Origin of the sequence: Microbacterium sp. UBA1612 (genome assembly GCF_002321605.1) — a bacterium.
In the GTDB taxonomy this organism is placed as follows: domain Bacteria; phylum Actinomycetota; class Actinomycetes; order Actinomycetales; family Microbacteriaceae; genus Microbacterium; species Microbacterium luteum.
Map to the genome: position 1 here is coordinate 41,840 of NZ_DCMW01000014.1, position 16,654 is coordinate 58,493.

At 71.6% G+C, this 16,654-nt stretch carries 19 protein-coding genes; 8 read left to right on the plus strand and 11 right to left on the minus strand.

Translation table 11 applies throughout. The features are described 5' to 3' along the window. Nucleotides 1–24: 24 nt before the first annotated feature. The 7 genes from B3S45_RS05655 to B3S45_RS05685 all read right to left on the minus strand — a co-directional run bounded on the left by B3S45_RS05655 (nucleotide 25) and on the right by B3S45_RS05685 (nucleotide 6,318). Nucleotides 25–960 carry a phosphotriesterase family protein gene (locus B3S45_RS05655; protein ID WP_286717895.1) on the minus strand — a complete coding sequence of 312 codons (936 nt, stop codon included), beginning with the start codon at nucleotides 958–960 and terminating at the stop codon, nucleotides 25–27. Next, the gene (locus B3S45_RS05660; protein WP_286717898.1) at nucleotides 957–1,880 is read right to left on the minus strand and encodes a shikimate dehydrogenase; all 924 of its coding nucleotides are present in this window, start codon (nucleotides 1,878–1,880) and stop codon (nucleotides 957–959) included. Before B3S45_RS05660 ends, B3S45_RS05655 begins: the two co-directional genes overlap by 4 nt. Next, nucleotides 1,877–2,533, minus strand: a complete 657-nt coding sequence (locus B3S45_RS05665) for a bifunctional 4-hydroxy-2-oxoglutarate aldolase/2-dehydro-3-deoxy-phosphogluconate aldolase (RefSeq protein ID WP_286717901.1) — start codon at nucleotides 2,531–2,533, stop codon at nucleotides 1,877–1,879. Before B3S45_RS05665 ends, B3S45_RS05660 begins: the two co-directional genes overlap by 4 nt. 11 nt (nucleotides 2,534–2,544) lie before the next feature. Further along, nucleotides 2,545–3,498: an NAD(P)-dependent oxidoreductase gene (locus tag B3S45_RS05670; RefSeq protein ID WP_286717903.1), complete on the minus strand. Its 954-nt coding sequence runs from the start codon at nucleotides 3,496–3,498 to the stop codon at nucleotides 2,545–2,547. Next, nucleotides 3,498–4,985 (minus strand): xylulokinase, encoded by a 1,488-nt coding sequence (xylB, locus tag B3S45_RS05675; RefSeq protein WP_286717906.1) that lies wholly within the window; start codon nucleotides 4,983–4,985, stop codon nucleotides 3,498–3,500. The genes B3S45_RS05670 and xylB overlap by 1 nt, the downstream gene beginning before the upstream one ends. Before the next feature lie 7 nt (nucleotides 4,986–4,992). After that, a complete protein-coding gene (locus tag B3S45_RS05680; RefSeq protein ID WP_194383988.1) occupies nucleotides 4,993–5,568 on the minus strand; it encodes a glucose-6-phosphate isomerase family protein in 576 nt (191 codons plus the stop codon). 63 nt (nucleotides 5,569–5,631) lie between these two features. Then, nucleotides 5,632–6,318, minus strand: coding sequence for a FadR/GntR family transcriptional regulator (locus B3S45_RS05685; RefSeq protein ID WP_071045495.1), 687 nt, complete (start codon nucleotides 6,316–6,318; stop codon nucleotides 5,632–5,634). A 64-nt stretch (nucleotides 6,319–6,382) separates the two neighbouring features. On the opposite strand from B3S45_RS05685, the gene B3S45_RS05690 reads away from it, so the two are divergent. Next, complete coding sequence (locus B3S45_RS05690) at nucleotides 6,383–7,222, plus strand: amidohydrolase family protein (RefSeq protein WP_286717911.1); 840 nt, start codon at nucleotides 6,383–6,385, stop codon at nucleotides 7,220–7,222. Nucleotides 7,223–7,268: 46 nt separating this feature from the next. Here B3S45_RS05690 and B3S45_RS05695 read toward each other — a convergent pair whose 3' ends face one another. Beyond that, a complete protein-coding gene (locus tag B3S45_RS05695) occupies nucleotides 7,269–8,024 on the minus strand; it encodes an SDR family NAD(P)-dependent oxidoreductase (RefSeq protein WP_286717914.1) in 756 nt (251 codons plus the stop codon). Beyond that, complete coding sequence (locus B3S45_RS05700; protein ID WP_286717917.1) at nucleotides 8,021–8,878, minus strand: fumarylacetoacetate hydrolase family protein; 858 nt, start codon at nucleotides 8,876–8,878, stop codon at nucleotides 8,021–8,023. The genes B3S45_RS05695 and B3S45_RS05700 overlap by 4 nt, the downstream gene beginning before the upstream one ends. Before the next feature lie 133 nt (nucleotides 8,879–9,011). On the opposite strand from B3S45_RS05700, the gene B3S45_RS05705 reads away from it, so the two are divergent. The 3 genes from B3S45_RS05705 to B3S45_RS05715 are packed head-to-tail and all read left to right on the plus strand — an operon-like array spanning nucleotide 9,012 to nucleotide 11,694. Beyond that, nucleotides 9,012–10,301, plus strand: coding sequence for an L-fuconate dehydratase (locus tag B3S45_RS05705; protein ID WP_286717919.1), 1,290 nt, complete (start codon nucleotides 9,012–9,014; stop codon nucleotides 10,299–10,301). Then, nucleotides 10,288–11,259, plus strand: coding sequence for an aldo/keto reductase (locus B3S45_RS05710; protein WP_286717922.1), 972 nt, complete (start codon nucleotides 10,288–10,290; stop codon nucleotides 11,257–11,259). The genes B3S45_RS05705 and B3S45_RS05710 overlap by 14 nt, the downstream gene beginning before the upstream one ends. Before the next feature lie 15 nt (nucleotides 11,260–11,274). After that, nucleotides 11,275–11,694, plus strand: a complete 420-nt coding sequence (locus tag B3S45_RS05715) for an RbsD/FucU family protein (RefSeq protein WP_286717925.1) — start codon at nucleotides 11,275–11,277, stop codon at nucleotides 11,692–11,694. Nucleotides 11,695–11,715: 21 nt separating this feature from the next. On the opposite strand, the gene B3S45_RS05720 is transcribed toward B3S45_RS05715, so the two are convergent. Then, the gene (locus tag B3S45_RS05720; protein ID WP_286717928.1) at nucleotides 11,716–12,309 is read right to left on the minus strand and encodes a hypothetical protein; all 594 of its coding nucleotides are present in this window, start codon (nucleotides 12,307–12,309) and stop codon (nucleotides 11,716–11,718) included. 190 nt (nucleotides 12,310–12,499) lie between these two features. On the opposite strand from B3S45_RS05720, the gene B3S45_RS05725 reads away from it, so the two are divergent. Together B3S45_RS05725 and B3S45_RS05730 are read left to right on the plus strand one after the other, a co-directional pair. After that, entirely contained in the window at nucleotides 12,500–13,696 is a 1,197-nt protein-coding gene (locus tag B3S45_RS05725; protein WP_071045431.1) for a glycosyltransferase, read from the plus strand. A 4-nt stretch (nucleotides 13,697–13,700) separates the two neighbouring features. Then, nucleotides 13,701–14,906 carry a glycosyltransferase family 4 protein gene (locus B3S45_RS05730; protein ID WP_071045430.1) on the plus strand — a complete coding sequence of 402 codons (1,206 nt, stop codon included), beginning with the start codon at nucleotides 13,701–13,703 and terminating at the stop codon, nucleotides 14,904–14,906. On the opposite strand, the gene B3S45_RS05735 is transcribed toward B3S45_RS05730, so the two are convergent. Continuing rightward, complete coding sequence (locus tag B3S45_RS05735) at nucleotides 14,888–15,118, minus strand: hypothetical protein (RefSeq protein WP_071045429.1); 231 nt, start codon at nucleotides 15,116–15,118, stop codon at nucleotides 14,888–14,890. The genes B3S45_RS05730 and B3S45_RS05735 overlap by 19 nt on opposite strands. 98 nt (nucleotides 15,119–15,216) lie before the next feature. On the opposite strand from B3S45_RS05735, the gene B3S45_RS05740 reads away from it, so the two are divergent. Together B3S45_RS05740 and B3S45_RS05745 are read left to right on the plus strand one after the other, a co-directional pair. Continuing rightward, nucleotides 15,217–16,209, plus strand: coding sequence for a GlxA family transcriptional regulator (locus B3S45_RS05740; protein ID WP_176759447.1), 993 nt, complete (start codon nucleotides 15,217–15,219; stop codon nucleotides 16,207–16,209). Nucleotides 16,210–16,254: 45 nt separating this feature from the next. After that, on the plus strand, nucleotides 16,255–16,653 hold the full coding sequence (locus tag B3S45_RS05745) for a response regulator (RefSeq protein WP_176759444.1): 399 nt from the start codon (nucleotides 16,255–16,257) through the stop codon (nucleotides 16,651–16,653). Nucleotide 16,654 lies beyond the last annotated feature (1 nt).

Genomic DNA, 16,654 nt, shown 5'->3' on the forward strand with positions numbered 1-16,654 from the left:
AATCGGCGCCGGCCGGTGTCGCGCTCAGGAGGACAGGGACAGCAGGCGCGCGGGGTTGTCGCGCAGCATCGTGTCGACAGCGTCCGCGCCGACACGCTCCCGCAGTCGCGGCACGTACCGCTCACCGAGGTAGCCGAGGCCGGGCATGCCGCCGTAGGCCAGATAGCGGGTGCGGCGCGCCACGTCGCCGCCGAGCACGATGCGCTCGCCCGCGCCCGCGTGGACCACCGCTTCGGTGAGGGTCAGGAGCTCGGCGTCGCTGCGGGTGCGGGGGCGGGCGAACCCGTCGTAGCCGAGGTAGGCGCCGCGTGCGGCCAGCTCCGCGTGGAGACCAGGATCGGGATCGCGGTCCGCGTGGGCGAGCACGACCCGGTCGGCGGCGACGCCCTGCTCGGCGAGCAGATCGAGCACCTCATGCGCGGCGGTGCAGAACTCCAGGTGCACCATGACCGGAGCACCCGTCTCGCGGTGCGCGGCGGCGACCGCGTCGAGCGTCGCGCGCTCGAAGGCCGTGATCCGCCAGTATCCGACCCCGCCCTTCAGCAGGCCCGCTCGCACGGATGTTCCGCCCGGACCCCGTGCGAGGTCGTCGCCGTCGCACATGCCGGCGACGATCTCGCCGACGAAGCGGGCCGTCAGGCGATCGACGTCCCATGCGTGCAGCGGATGCTCGCCGGGATAGTGCGCTTCGCGGTGGCGTCCGGTGGTCGCGACGATGTGCAGGCCCGTCGCGGCGCTGATGCGGGCGATGCCCGCCGCGTCGCGTCCGAGGCCGAGCGGGGTCGCATCCACCATCGCCGCGAAGCCGCTGTCGCGCAGGGTCTCGGCCTCTCGGCCCGACCGCTCCTCGTCGTCCAGTTCGTCGCCGGGGAGGAGCGGCGAGATCTGGAACAGGTGCTCGTGGTAATTCGCGGGGCCGAGCTCGGCCGCCTCGATGTCGCCGAGCACCGTGCGGATCATCTCGTGGTCTCCGCGGCGGCGGCCAGCCGATCGACGATCTCGGGGGTGAGGGTCACGTCGAACACGTCGGCGACGACCTGGGACCAGCCGTGGATGAAGTACCGCCAGCCCTCGACGACGATGAGCTCCCGCGCATCCTGCTGAGCGAGGGCCTGGTGCCAGAACTCCCGGCTGCCCCGGTAGTTGAACTCCCATACGAAGGCGTTGCGGGGGAAGACCACGTCGTCGGGAAGCGGGGAGCCGGGGCGGTCCTTGCCGAGGCCGGTGGCGTTGGCGATGACCGACGCCGGCGGGAGCGCGGCGACGAGGGCGGCCGAATCCGCATCGTCGTCGACGCGGCGGTAGTCGATCAGGTCCGGGGGCGTTCCGCGCCTCTCGTGCACGGACCGCAGCTCGTCGAGGCTGCGGTCGTCGCGAGCGGTGACGACGATGCGGGCCGGGCGCTCGAACGCGGGCCGCTCGGCCAGTGCCCACGACAGGGCGGTTCCGGAACCGCCCGCGCCGAGGATGAGCACGTGGCCGCCGGTGGTGGCGAAGTGGTCGCGCGGAAGGAAGTCATCGAGCGCGAGCGCGACGGTCAGCGGATCCTTCGCCTGGCCGATCAGCCGGTCGCCCCGCTTGGAGATCGAGGAGATCTCGCTGCACGACACCGCGAAGGGGTCGAGGTCGTCGAACATGTCGGATGCCGCCGCGAAGACGTTCATCTTGTGCGTGGTCACCAGCGCGCCGCGATGGTGCTCGTCGTCGCGGATGCGGGCGACGAGGTCGCGGTACTGCTCGCGCGTGGCGTCCAGCGGAAGGTCGTGCCCGATGAGCCGATCGGTGGGGAGCCCGAGGATCTGCGCCCACAGCGGGAACACCTCGTTGATCGAGGAGGAGCCGGTGCTCACCCCGACGAATCCCATGTAGTCGCCGGTCATGCCGCCTCACCCTCCTCGCGCACCCGCTGCAGCGCCGCGGCGAACAGCCGCGCGCGGCGCTCGATCTCCTCCATGTCTCCCGCCGCCAGCGCCGACCCGGGAACGAGGTCTCCGCCGGCTCCCACGGCGACCGCGCCGGCGGCGAACCACTCCGCGAGGTTGTCGGGGGTGACGCCGCCGGTCGGCATGAGGGGGATGCCGGGCAGCGGTGCGCGGAGCGCCCCGAGGTACGACGGGCCGAAGACCGATGCCGGGAAGATCTTCACCACGTCGGCGCCGTAGCCGCGCGCGAGCATGACCTCGCTGGGGGTCAGTGCGCCGGTCATCGTGACGAGCCCCGTGGCGGTCATCGCCGCCGAGAGCTCCGCGACCGAACCGGGACTGACGAGGAACTGAGCGCCCGCCTCCGCCGCTTCGTTGGCCTGTTCCGCGGTGGTGACCGTTCCCGCGCCGACGAGAGCGTCGTCGCCGTATCGTGCGCGCACCTGCGCGATCACCTCGGGGGCGTCGGGCGTGCTGAAGGTGACCTCGATGCCGGTCACGCCGCCGCGCACGAGAGCATCGACCGCGTCGAGCGCTGTCGAAGCCGAGGGGGCGCGCAGCACGGCCAGCACGCCGGCTTCGCGCGTGGGGACCAGGGGATCGGTGGTCATGCGTCCTCGTTTCAGGTGCTCGTCACGGCGTAGGGCGCCGGTTCGCCGGCGAGCACGGCCAGAGCGCTCTCGAGGGCCATCGCCCCCATGTTGTCGACGGCCTGCGTCGTCTGCGCGGCCAGATGCGGTGTGATGACGACCCGGTCGGCCAGTGCGGCATCGAGCAGCGGGCTGTCGTGCCCGGCCGTGTCTCCGGTGAGCACGTCGGCGGCGTAGGCTCCGACGCGGCCGTCCGCGAGCGCCGCGGCGAGTGCCGGCTCGTCGACCAGATCGGGCCGAGCGCAGTTGACGATCACGGCGCCGCGGCGAAGGCGCGCGATGCGCTCCTCGTCGACGATCACCTGTCCGCCGGGCGCGTGCAGGGTGATCACATCCGCCTTCGCGAAGATCTCGTCGAGTGTCGCCGGCTCCGCGCCGGCACGTCGCACATCCTCTGCGGGCACGAACGGGTCGGTGGCGAGAACGTCGGACCCGAAGCCCTGCAGGCGTCGTGCGACGCCGCGTCCGATGCGCCCGAAGCCGACGATGCCGACCGTCGACGCGCCGAGTTCGCGGCCCCGTCGCACGGTCCAGTCGCCGGAGCGCACGCGGCGATCGCCGTCCACCGTCGACCGGAGTGCGGCCAGGGCCAGGCCGACGGTGTGGTCGGCGACGGCCTCGGCGTTGGCGCCCGGCGTGTTCGAGACCACGATGCCGCGCTCGATGGCCGCGGCGACGTCGACGGCCTCGACCCCCACGCCGTAGCGGGCGATCACCACCAGCCGGGGTGCGAGGTCGAGGTGCGCGGTCGTGATGGGTCCGGTGCCGGCGATCCACGCGTCGACGGTGGGGAGCACGCCGGCGAGGTCGTCGAGGGGATGGTGCGCCGGACCGCGCACGATCGTGTGCCCCGCCTCGGCTGCTCGGGCGTGCACGTCGAGGTCGCCGTCGCCGAACGATCGGCTGGTGACGAGGATGACGGCCATCAGGCTCCTTCGGTGAACCACGGCTCGAGCGCGTCGTACGCCGCGGAGAACCGTGCGTGCCGTTGCGCGTATGCGCTGTGGCGATGCGGATCGGGTGTGAATTCGGCGGTGACCTCGCTGAGCGAGCGCGCCGCCGAGAAGTCGGTGAGTCCGAGCCCCACGGCGCCGGTGACGGCCGCACCGAGACTGTTCGCCTCGCTCACGATCGTCCGGCGCCGCACCGGCACGCCCCAGATGTCGGCGAGGATGCTGAGCCAGGCGTCGCTCTGGGCGCCGCCGCCCACGGCGTCGATGCGATCGAGCGTCGCCCCGGCCGCGCGGAACGCCTGGATGCACGTGAGCAGGTTGAATCCGACCCCCTCGAGCACCGCACGCATCAGGTGGGCCCGAGTGTGATGGCGTGCGATGCCGACGAAGGCGCCGCGCGCATCCGGATTCCAGTACGGGGAGCGCTCACCCAGGAGGTAGGGGAGGAAGTACAGGCCGTCGGTGTCGACATCGCCGCCGGCGTCGGCCGTGAGGGCGGCGGTGTCGGGGCGCGTCGGGTCGGAGGACAGGGCCTCGGAGATCCATTGCACCGATGCGCCGCCGGCCTGCATCGTCGCGGTCGGCACGAAGCTCCCGGGCACGACGTTGTCGAAGGTGAAGGTGCGGCGGTGCGGATCGTGGAGCGGCGCGTCGGTGGCGAACGAGATCCACGACGACGTGCCCAGGCACACGTAGGCGCCGTCTTCGGGGGCGACGATGCCGGAGCCGACGGCCGCCATCGGGCCGTCGCCCCCGCCCATCACGACGCGAACCTCGGCCGGCAGGCCCAGGGCATCGGCGGCATCCGGGGTGAGGGTGCCCATGACCGTCACGGAGTCGACGATCTCGGGGAAGAGCGAGGCATCGAGGCGTGCCGCGTCGAGCACGGCGCTCGACCAGGTTCCGGCGAACTGGTCGTAGGCGTTCGTGCCGCTCGCGTCGGACCGATCGGTGGCCAGGCGCCCGGTGAGACGGAGGACGATGTAGTCCTTCGCGACGCAGAAACGGCGCACCCGCCGCCACACGTCGGGTTCGTTGTCGCGCACCCACATGACCTTCTCGACCGAGTAGGTGGGGTTCAGCCGGTGGCCGAGCAGCCGGTAGGCCGGCTCGTCGCCGAGGGCGTCGCTCAGTTCGCGTTCCTGTGCCGCCGCGCGCGTGTCGGCCCAGATGATCGCCGGGCGCACGGGTCGCCCGTCGCCGTCGAGGAGCACAGCGCCCATCATCTGGCCGCTGACGACGAGGCCCGTCACCTCGGACGGCTGCACCTCGGCGCGCTCGACGAGCGATCGCGTCGCCGACACGACGGCGTCCCACCAGTGGCCGGGGTACTGCTCGGCGATGCCGCCGGCGGCGAAGTGGGCGGGGTAGGAGACGGTGACGGATGCGAGCAGGCGGCCGGTGTCGTCGTGGAGAGACGCCTTGTTGCCGGTCGTTCCGAGATCGTGGGCGATGAGCACGGGAGAGTCACTCCCCGTACGGGCGCAGCTCGAATCCGCCCTCGGCGCGGAACGCACGCCGGCCCATGCCGTGCTCGAGGACCCAGCCGTAGTCGTGCCCCGCGCCGCCGGGATAGACGGCGAGGAACGCGTAGGCGTCATCGCCGGTGTTGACCGAGCGGTGGGCCCAGCCCGGCGGGATGTATCCGATCGTCCCCGGGGTCATGTCGAGCCAGGCGTGCTCGTCGCCGTCGAACATCAGCAGGCCGCCGGTGCCCTGCAGGGCGTAGTAGATCTCGCCCTGGTGGTCCGGATGCTGGTGGCCCTTGGTCATCCAGAGCTCGCCGCCGGTGGTGCCGGGCAGGATCGTCGTGATCGACTGCGGCAGCTCCCGCTCGATCTCGGGGACGGGGCTGCTGGAGACCGTGTAGACCACGGGGTCATCACCCTCGGCGGCGGTGCGCCAGGCGTCGTGGTCGCGGAAGAGACCTTCGAGGTCGCTCATGCGCCGCGTGAGCGTCGGTCCCTCGGGGGAGAGGGTCAGCCGGTCGGGGTCGAAATCGATCGCGAACGGCCGCAGCGGCGGGGTGCGGAAGGCAGGCATGAGTCCTCCTCGACGGTCCTGTAACTACAGGTGAGTGTAGCTGTCATTACAGGTGCCGTCCAGTCACTCGCCCCCGTGCGCTCCCGCCCGCCGGAGCCAGCGCTCGACACCCGCCACGTGTGCGGTCGCGACGGCGGTCGCGAGAGCCACGTCGCCCTCGGCGATCGCGTCGACGATCGCGCGGTGCTCGGCCAGGGTGCGCGCGACGGCGCCGTCATCGGTCAGGCCGCGCCACACGCGAGCACGGACCGTCTGGCTGGTGAGGGAGTCGACGAGGCTCGCGAGGTACTGATTGCCCCCGATCACGACGATCATGCGGTGGAAGCGCAGGTCGTGGTCGACGAGCGTCTCGATGTCCTGCACGTCGGAGACCTTGTCGACCTCGGCCGTCAGGGCTTCGACGTCGGCGGGAGTCGCGCGCCGGGCGGCGAGTCCGGTCGCGTGCGACTCGAGGATGCGGCGCACCTGGAAGATCTCCAGCAGCGAGGTGTCGTCGTGGAGGTCGGCGAGGAAGGACACCGCGTCGAGGAGGAGTCCGGGCTCGAGGCTGGTGACGTACGTGCCGTCGCCGCGCCGCACGGCGAGCACGCCCATGACCTCGAGCGCCTTCACCGCCTCCCGCAGCGAGTTGCGGGAGAGCCCGAGGCGCTCGGACAGCTCCTTTTCGGGCGGGAGGCGGTCGCCCGGGGCGATCTCGCCGTCGACGATCATCGCCTTGATGCGCTCGATCGCGTCGTCGGTCAGGGCCATGTCGACATCGTAGGGCGAGACATCCTCCACGACGCCGACCGCGGTCCGCGCCACAATGGACGATGTGCGCCTCCTCGACAGTCATCTCCACCTCTGGGATCCGGGTCACCTGCACTACGCGTGGCTGGAGGGCCCCCTGGCCGCGCGGCACGACGTCGCCGAACTGACCGCCGCGCTGCAGGATGCGCCCGCCGTATCCGAGCGCGCCTTCGTCTTCGTGCAGGCCGACTGCGCGCCGGAGCAGGCCGTCGACGAGGTCGACTGGGTCGTCGAGCGGGCGGGCGTCGCCGACATCCGCGGTGTCGTCGCCTTCGCGCCGGTCGAGCGCCCCTCCGACCTGGACGACGTGCTCGCGCGTCTCTGCAAGCGACCGCTCGTGCGAGGCATCCGACGTCTGCTGCAGGGCGAAGACCGCGGGTTCGCGCTCTCGCCGGAGTTCCTCGCCGGGGCGCACGCGATCGCGCGGGCCGGGCTCACCTTCGACGCGTGCGTGCGACACGATCAGCTGGCCGATGTCGTCGCGCTGGCCGACGCCGTGCCGGAGCTGACGATCGTGCTCGACCACCTCGGCAAGCCCGATCTCTCCTCCGCCCCGGCCGCGCGGTGGATGGGGGACATCGCGGCGCTCGCCGAGCGGGAGAACACCGTCGCGAAGATCTCCGGTCTGCCGGCCGAAGCACGCGGGCCGTGGACGCCCGAGGGACTGCGGCCCTATCTCGACGTGGCGCTGGAGGCCTTCGGGCCCGAGCGGCTGATGTTCGGCGGGGACTGGCCGGTGTCGACGCCGTACGGACGGTGGGCGAGATTCGTCACGGAATGGTCGTCCCGACTCGATCCCGGCGATCGGGACGCCATCCTCTGGTCGACCGCCGAGCGCACCTACCGGCTTTCGGCGGCGGCCTGAGAGCGGCGGGGCGCATCCCGTGCGGGTCGCGCCCCGCCGCCCGCGGTCACGACGTCGGACGCAGCCGCAGCGGGCCCATCCCCCCGTCGACCTCGATCGCGGTGCCGGTGGTCGATCCGGCGCCCGGACCGACGAGGTAGTGCACGGCCTCGGCGACCTCGGCGGCGGAGACGAGACGCCCGTGGGGCTGGCGCGCCTCCAGCGCGGCGCGCTCGGCCTCGGGATCCGGCGCGCTCGCGAGCAGGCGTCCCACCCACGGGGTGTCGGCCGTGCCGGGGTTCACCGCGTTGACGCGGATGCCCTCACGCAGGTGGTCGGCGGCCATGGCGCGGGTGAGTGCGGCCACCGCCCCCTTCGACGCGCTGTACAGGGCGCGCTGCGGCAGGCCCGCGGTCGCCGCGATGGACGCCGTGTTGCAGATGGCCGCCGCGGGCGAGCGGCGCAGCCAGGGGAGGGCGGCGGCGCTGACGCGCGCGATGCCGGTGACGTTGATCGACAGCACGCGCGCCCATTCATCGTCGTCGTTCGCGGCGACATCGCCCTGTGCTCCGATGCCGGCGTTGTTGACGACGATGTCGATGCGGCCGAAGCGCTCGCCGACGGCCGCGATCGCGGCATCCACACTCGCTCGGTCCGACACGTCGGCGGTGAAGGCGGCGAAGCGCTCGTCGGCCCCCGTCGGATCGAGGTCGAGCACGGCCACGTGCGCGCCCGAGGCGTGCAGGCGCTCGGCGATCGCGGCGCCGATCCCCGACGCGCCGCCGGTGACGACCGCGACGAGGCCGTCGAGCACGCCGGTCACGACGCGGGCTCCCATGCCGTGAAGACCTGTCGCTGCCGGCCGAGTCCGTCGATCTCGATCTCGACGACGTCACCGGGGGCCAGGTACGGGAAGCGCCCCGACAGCGCCACGCCCTCCGGGGTCCCGGTGAGGATGAGGTCGCCCGGCTCGAGGGTCATGTACTGCGACAGCTGGTAGACGATCTCGTCGACCGGGAAGATCATGTCGGCGGTGTTCGAGTCCTGGCGCGGTTCCCCGTTGACGAAGCTGCGCAGGCTCAGGGCGTCGGGATCGACCTCGTCGGCGGTGACCAGCCACGGCCCGGTGGGGCTGAACCCGAAGGAGCACTTGCCCTTCGACCACTGGCCTCCCGAGACCTCGAGCTGGAACGTTCGCTCGGACACGTCGTTCGCGACGACGTAGCCGGCGATGTGCGCGCGGGCCTGGTCCCGGCTGTCGAGGTAGGCGGTGCGCGTGCCGATCACGACGCCGAGCTCGACCTCCCAGTCGGTCTTGACGCTGTCGCGCGGGATCATGACCTCGTCGTCCGGACCGACGACGGTGTTGGGGGTCTTGAGGAAGATGATCGGGATCTCCGGCGGCGCGGCACCCGACTCCGCCGCGTGGGCGGCGTAGTTCATCCCGACGCAGATGACGGCCGAGGGGCGGGCGATCGGTGCGCCGATGCGCAGACCGTCGACGTCGAGCTCGGGGAGCCGTCCGGCCTCGATGGCCGCGGACACACGCGATACGGGATCGGCGGCGAGGAAGTCCCCCGTGACATCGGATGTGAGGGGTCGCAGGTCGAGATGGCGATCTCCATCGACGACGGTGGGGATCTCGTGGCCGACCGGCCCGAGGCGTGCGAATTTCATGAATCTCCCGTACGACAGTGTGCGGCCGCGCACGCGTCAGCGCCTGCGACCCTGGTGGCAATTGACAGTATAGACATCCGATGTTTACACTTCCAAGGTTCCCGCGGAAGCCGCGGCTCGAGGAGGAGTACCTGTGACCCGCATCGTCTCACTGGACACGACAGACATCCGCTTTCCCACGTCGCTCAGTCTCGACGGCTCCGACGCGATGAACCTCGACCCCGACTACTCCGCTGCCTACGTGCAGGTCGTCACCGACGCGGGCGAGGCCGGTCACGCGTTCGTCTTCACGATCGGCCGCGGCAACGACGTGCAGGTCGCCGCGATCGACGCGCTCGCCGGCCACCTCGTCGGGCAGGAGCTCGAACCCCTCCTCGACGACATGGGCGCCACGTGGCGCGGGCTCATCGGCGACTCGCAGCTGCGCTGGCTGGGGCCCGAGAAGGGCGTCATGCACATGGCGATCGGCGCCGTCGTCAACGCGCTGTGGGACCTCAAGGCCAAGCGCGCGGGAATGCCGCTGTGGCGGCTCCTGTCGCGCATGACGCCCGAGGAGATCGTCGGGCTCGTCGACTTCCGCTACCTCACCAACGCCCTGACCCCCGACGAGGCGCTGGAGATCCTCCGCGGTGCCGAGGCGGGTCGCTCCGAGCGTGAGGCGGCCCTGCTGGCCGACGGCTACCCCGCCTACACGACGAGCCCGGGCTGGCTCGGCTACTCCGACGAGAAGCTCACGCGCCTCTGCCGTGAGGCGATCGCCGACGGGTTCCCCCAGATCAAGCTCAAGGTCGGTGCCGATCTCGACGACGACGTGCGCCGCCTGCGCATCGCGCGCGAGGTCTGCGGCCCCGATTTCCCGATCGCCATCGACGCGAACCAGCGCTGGGAGGTCTCCGAGGCGATCGACTGGGTGCGGGCGCTGGCGGAGTTCGACCTCGCGTGGATCGAGGAGCCGACGAGCCCCGACGACATCCTCGGTCACGCCGAGATCGCCCGCGGGGTCGCGCCGGTGCGCGTGGCCACGGGAGAGCACGCGCAGAACCGCATGATCTTCAAGCAGCTGCTCCAGGCCGAGGCGATCTCGGTCATGCAGATCGATGCGGTGCGCGTCGCGGGCGTCAACGAGAACGTCGCCAACCTCCTGCTGGCGGCGAAGTTCGGGGTTCCGGTCTGCCCGCACGCGGGCGGCGTGGGGCTCTGCGAAGCGGTGCAGCACCTGTCGATGTTCGACTTCGTGGCCGTCAGCGGCAGCCGGGACGGGCGGATGATCGAGTACGTGGATCATCTGCACGAGCACTTCATCACGCCCACCGACATCCGCCACGGCGCGTACATGCCGCCGCTCGCGCCGGGCGCCGGCATGGAGATGAAGGCCGAGAGCATCGCCACCTACACGTGGACGGGCGCGCATGTCGTCGCCTGAGCCGCGCACGCCGACGCTGACCCCGCTCGGCTACGGCGCCGCCAACGTCGGCAACCTCTTCCGCGCGATGAGCGACGATGACGCGTTCGCCATCCTCGAGGCGGCGTGGGAGAGCGGCATCCGCTACTTCGACACCGCGCCGCATTACGGGCTCGGGCTGTCCGAGCGCCGGCTGGGCGCGTTCCTTTCGACCAAGCCGCGCGACGAGTACGTGGTCTCCACGAAGGTCGGGCGCCTGCTGCGCCCGAACCCCGACGACGACGGCGGTCTCGACCTCGACCACGACTTCCACGTTCCGACGACGCTGCGCCGCGAGTGGGATGTCAGCGCCGACGGCATCCGCACGAGCATCTCCGAGTCGCTTCAGCGGATGGGGCTCGATCGCATCGACATGGTCTACCTGCACGACCCCGAGCGCCACGACCTCGACCTCGCCGTGGCCGAGGCGCTCCCCGCGCTCGAGCAGCTTCGCGCCGAGGGCGTCGTGCGGGCCGTCGGCATCGGCACGATGGTCGCCGACACCGTCGTGCGCGGCGTCGGCGCCGCCGACCTCGACGTCGTCATGATCGCCGGCCGCTACACGCTCCTGGAGCAGCCCGCCGCCGCCGAAGCGCTCCCCGCGTGTCATCGCAGCCGCACGGATGTGGTGGCGGCATCCGTGTTCAACTCCGGCCTGCTCGCGACCGCGCAGCCCTCGCGCGAGGGCCGCTACGAGTACGGCGGCGTGCCCGACGACGTGTGGGAGCGCCTGCAGCGCATCACGGCGATCGCCGCCGACTGGGAGGTGCCGCTGCCGGCGGCGGCCGTGCAGTTCCCGCTCCGAGACACCGCGGTGCGCTCCGTCGTGGTCGGGGGGAGTCGCCCGGCGCACCTGGTGCAGAATGCCGAGTACATGCGCCTGCCGGTGCCGGACGGGTTCTGGGCCGAGCTCGCCGACGCGGCGCTCATCCCCGCCTGAGCTGGAAGGAACGACATGCTCGAAGGAATCCACCCGCTGCTGTCGGGTGAACTGCTGCACCATCTGGACGACATGGGACACTCCGACGCCGTCGTCATCGCCGACGCGCACTTTCCCGCCGCGGCCGTCGCGACGAGGCTCGTGAACCTCCCGGGCGCGACGACACCCGACGTGCTGCGCGCGATCCGCACCGTCGTTCCGCTCGACGACTCTCCGTCGCTCGACCTCATGACCTCCGCCGACGGCACCGTGCTCGAGGTGCAGCGCGAGCTGATGGATGCCGCCGGCACGACGCCGGAGACGACGGCCTTCATCGATCGCTTCGCCTACTACGACGTCGCGCGCGCGGCGTTCCTCGTCATCCGGACCGGGGAGACGCGCACCTACGGCAACGCCGTGCTGCGCAAGGGGGTCGTCGGGCAGCCTCGGCCGTAGCGGGCACGTGCCGCGACCCGTTCAGGCGGGGTCGATGCGCAGCACGCCGGCGGATTCGCCGACCGTCAGATCATCCGCCACCCGCACGGTGCGCGCGAGGTCGTCCATGGAGCCCATGACGGTGCCGAACCGCTCTCGGTCTCCGCAGACGCACGTGACGGTGACGAAGTGGGAGCCCGTGTCCCACGTGTAGGTGGCGAAGGGCGGCGTGCGCGGGTCGGGCGGCAGGGGCATCGCGAGCTTCTCGCCCATCCCGAGGAAAGGACTGCGGAACGACTCGGTGTCGTCGTACTCCATGGGCATCATCGCGCGCGCGGCCCGCGCCTGAGCGGTCGCCTCCTGCACCTGCGCCATCGCCACGAGCAGGTCGGGGTCGCTCTTCCACACCCACACCAGCACGCGCCCGTTCGCGCGCTTCATCAGCAGCGGCGCCGCCTGGCTCATCGCCCATGCGAGGAAGCCGCTGCCGGGCCGGTCGTCCGCGCCCGCCGCGCGGTTCGCCTGCGTCAGCAGCATGCGGATCGCGGCCTTGCGGTGCCGGCGCCCGCGGAATCCCAGTGACCCCGTCACGGGAACCCAGAGGTGCTCGTCGGCGTCAGCGTGCAGTCGCGGCATGCGCCCAGCGTACGGCGCGCGCCTGACAGGGCACTCGAGAGCGTGGCGACAAGGCGGGGCGCCGCTCCCGGATCGGACCGGGGTTCTTCGGTACAGTTGACGCGCGCGCGAACCGGTGCGATCCACCCGCGCCATCCTCCGCAGACAGCCGCTGCGCTCCGCCGCCGCACAGATAGGCAGCCCGCATCCCGTGACCGACCCCGCCACGCCCGATCCCCGCCGCCCCCTCACCGTCGTCATCGGCTGCGACACCTTCGCGCCGGACATCAACGGGGCTGCCCGCTTCGCGGAGCGCTTGGCCGCCGGACTCGTCGGTCGCGGCCACGAGGTGCACGTCGTGGCCCCGAACCAGCGCTACCGACGTGCGGCACCGGGCATCGAGACCGTCGAGGGCGTCCAGATGTGCGTGCACCGGCTCCCCTCGGTGCGCTGGCCCCCGCACGACTGGCTGCGGTTCGTGTGGCCGTGGCGGTCGAAGCACTACGCCCGCCGCGTGCTCGACGAGGTCAAGCCCGACGTCGTGCACATCCAGTCCCACATCATCATCGGGCGCGGTCTCGCCTACGAGGCGAACCGCCGAGGGATCCCCGTCGTCGCGACCAATCACGTGATGGCCGAGAACATCCTCGACTTCACGGTGCTGCCGCAGCGGATCACCGACGCCGTCATCCGCTGGGCGTGGGGCGACGCGGAGCGCACCCTCTCCTCGACGCGCGCCGTGACGACGCCCACGCGCAAGGCGGCGGACTTCCTCGAGGCCACGATCGACGTGTCGGATGTCATCCCCGTCAGCTGCGGCATCGACAAGGGCAACTACACCCCCGACCTGAAGCCGCGCGCCGAGAACCGGGTGCTGTTCGTCGGACGCCTCACCAGCGAGAAGCAGATCGACGTCGTGCTGCGGGCGCTCGCCGCCCTCGACCCGGCGCTCCAGGCGGGCTTCGACATCGTCGGGGGCGGGGACCAGCGCAAGAGCCTCGAGAACCTCGTGCACGAGCTCGGGCTCGAGGATCGGGTCGTGTTCCACGGACACGTCTCCGACGAGGAGCTGCGGCGCCTGTACTCCCGGGCCAGCGTCTTCGCGATCGCCTCGATCGCCGAGCTGCAGTCGATCGCCACGATGGAGGCGATGGCCTCGGCGCTTCCCGTGGTCGCCGCCGACGCCGTGGCGCTGCCGCACCTCGTGCACCACGGCGAGAACGGCTACCTGTTCACCCCCGGCGACGTCGACGAACTCGCCGCTCGGCTGACCGACGTGCTCACCGCCGACGCCGATGAACGCCGACGGATGCAGCAGGCATCTCTCGACGGGGTGGCCGTGCACGACATCAACCGCACCCTCGACACCTTCGAAGCCCTCTACCGCGGCGAACCGCTCCCGGAGTGACGCCGTGCACGTGGTGATGTTCGGCGATCAGCACGTCGAATCGCTCGGTGGCGCGCAGGTCTCGATGCGCCTGCAGCGCGAGTTCCTCGAGCGAGCCGGGCACACCGTCACGATCGTCGCCCCCGCCCTCCACGGACGCCGGGCGGCGGCGGTCGCCCCCGACGACGCCTACGTCGACGTGCCGTCGATCCCGATAACGTTCGATCGCGAGTACTCGCTGTCCTGGCCCGGCGGTCGCACCGACCGCTGGGTGGATGACGCGCTGGCCGCGCGCCCGCCCGTCGACGTCGTGCACGTGCAGGCCGATTTCTGGGGAGCCTTCCTCGGACACCGCTACGCCGCCCGCCACGATCGTCCCGTCGTGCACACCATGCACAACCGCGTGGATGTCGGCATCGCCGCGACCACCCCCGCGCCGCGCGCCGTGCTGCGGCTCCTCGGCGGTTGGCAGCGGCGCGCGATCGGCTCGCGCACGCGCGGCGCCGACGGCTGGGCCTACCTCCGCCGATTCGCCGAGCGCGCGTCGGCCGTGACGGCGCCCTCGACGCACTTCGCGCGCCGCCTCGAGGCACACGGCGTCTCGCCGGCACGCGGCGAGGGCGTCGACGTCGTGTGGAACGGCATCCACGACGACCTCCTCGATGCCGTGCGCGCCGAGGCGCCGCCGGCTCCCGGCGGGCGACCGCGACTGGTGTGGCTCGGCCGGATGAGCCCCGAGAAGCGCCTGATGCCCTTCCTCGAGGCTCTGGCCTTCGCCCGGCCCGCCGCCGACGTCGAGATCATCGGCGGCGGTGGCCAGCTGCGCGCGGCGCAGCGGTTCGTCACGGCACACGGCCTGCACGCGCCGACCGGGACGAACGTCGGCTTCGCCGGACGACTGCCCTATGCCGAGACGCTGCGGCGCATCCATCGCGCCGATGCCGTCGTGCAGACCTCGATCGGGTTCGAGACCCAGGGGATGACGGTCTTCGAGGCGGCCAGCCTCGGCATACCCGCGATCGTGAGCGACCCCGACATCGGCGCGGAGCTCGGCGCCGGAAGGTGGGATGTCGCCGGTGCGTCGGTCGAAGCCCTCGGCGAGGCGCTCCGGCGGGCGGCGTCCGACATCGCCGCCGGCTCCGCCCCGGTCCCCGAGGAGCGGGTCGCGGCGGCCTTCCGCCAGTCCTCGCGCACCGCGGCGATGCTCGAGGTCTACGCCGGCGTGCTCTGACGCCCGCCGGCGAGACCGGGCCGCGCGACCGAGACCCGGCTGCGCGCACCGGTGTCTCGGACATTCGCCCGGGTCTCGTCGGCCGTGCTCTCGCGTTGCGGGATGCGTGGGGGGTCGGTCGGGATGCGGTGACGCGCGTCGGTGACGAGGGCGACGAGAGTCCCGGCGAGGCCGAGGGCGGCCAGGGCGGCGAAAGCGATGAGGATGACCATGGCAGAAAAGCTACGCCGAGCGGGAAAAAGACAGAAGTGGCAGAATGGACACACATCGGTGTAAAACTGCCATGACGTCCCCAATCCCGGAGGTCGAAGTGAGAACGGTCGCCTGTATCGTCCAGGACGGCTTCGCGCCGTTCGAATTCGGCGTCGCGTGCGAGGCCTTCGGGCTCGATCGCAGTCGCGACGGCATCCAGAACTTCGACTTCCGCGTGCTGGCACCCGACCCGGGAGTCGTGCAGTCCGGGATGGGCTTCTCGATCAACGTCGAGCACGATCTGTCGTTCGCCGCCGAGGCCGATCTGGTGATCGTCGCGCCGCTCCCGCGCGAGAAATGGGGCCGCACCGATGCGCGCGTGCTTGACGCGGTGCGTCAGGCCGACGCGCGGGGCGCGTGGCTGCTGAGCCTGTGCAGCGGCGCGTTCATCCTCGCCGAATCCGGCGTTCTCGACGGGCGCCGAGCCACCACGCACTGGATGTACACCGACACGATGATCGAGATGTACCCGCGCATCGACGTCGACCCCGACGTTCTCTACGTGCAGGATGGACGGATCATCACGAGCGCGGGCACGGCCGCGGGTCTCGACGCGAGCCTGCACCTGCTGCGACAGGAGCTCGGCGCCGAGGCCGCGAACACGATCGCGCGGCGCATGGTCGTGCCGCCGCAGCGCGACGGCGGCCAGGCCCAGTTCATCGACCATCCTCTCCCCGAAGTCGCCTCGCTGTCGCTGTCGGCGGTCACCGACTGGATGCTGGAGAACCTCGCGCTCGACTTGACCGTCGACCAACTCGCCGCCCGGGCTCACATGTCGCCGCGCACCTTCGCGCGGCGCTTCAAGGCCGATCACGGCACGACGCCCGCCGCATGGCTCGCGCGGCAGCGCGTCATCCACGCCCAGCGTCTGCTCGAGCGCACCGATCAGGGCCTGGACCGCATTGCCGAGGCGTGCGGATTCGGCTCCGCCGCGGTGCTGCGGCAGAACTTCTCCCGCATGCTCGGCGTGACCCCCACGGCCTACCGGGCGCGCTTCGCCTGCGTCGACGAGGCGGTCGCGGCGGTGGCGCCGTCGGTGCCGGCAGCCTGACGCGAGGGTCTTGGCGGACCGCCGCCTCCGCGTATCGTGACAGATGTGACTGACGAGCCGTTCCGCGTGATCGTCGTGGAGGACGATGAGGACGTCGCCCTCTATGTCCAGACGATCCTGCACCGTCGCCTGCCCTGTGAGGTGAAGGTGCTCGCCAGTGCGGACGGCTACGAAGCGCTCGAGTCGGAGTTCGATCCCGACGTCGTCATCACCGACCTGGAACTGCCGGGGCGCGGGGGCTTCGAGCTTCTCGGCGACATCCGTGCGCGGCGATCGGATCTCGCCGTGGTGATCATGACCGCTCACGCCGGCGGCGAGTACGCCGAGCGCGCACGACGCGAAGGCGCGAACGACTACCTCGCCAAGCCGCTGTCGTCGAAGGACTTGGTCGCCATCGTCGAACGTCTCGCGCGCGGCCGTCGCGAGCGTCCCGCTGTGGAATGAT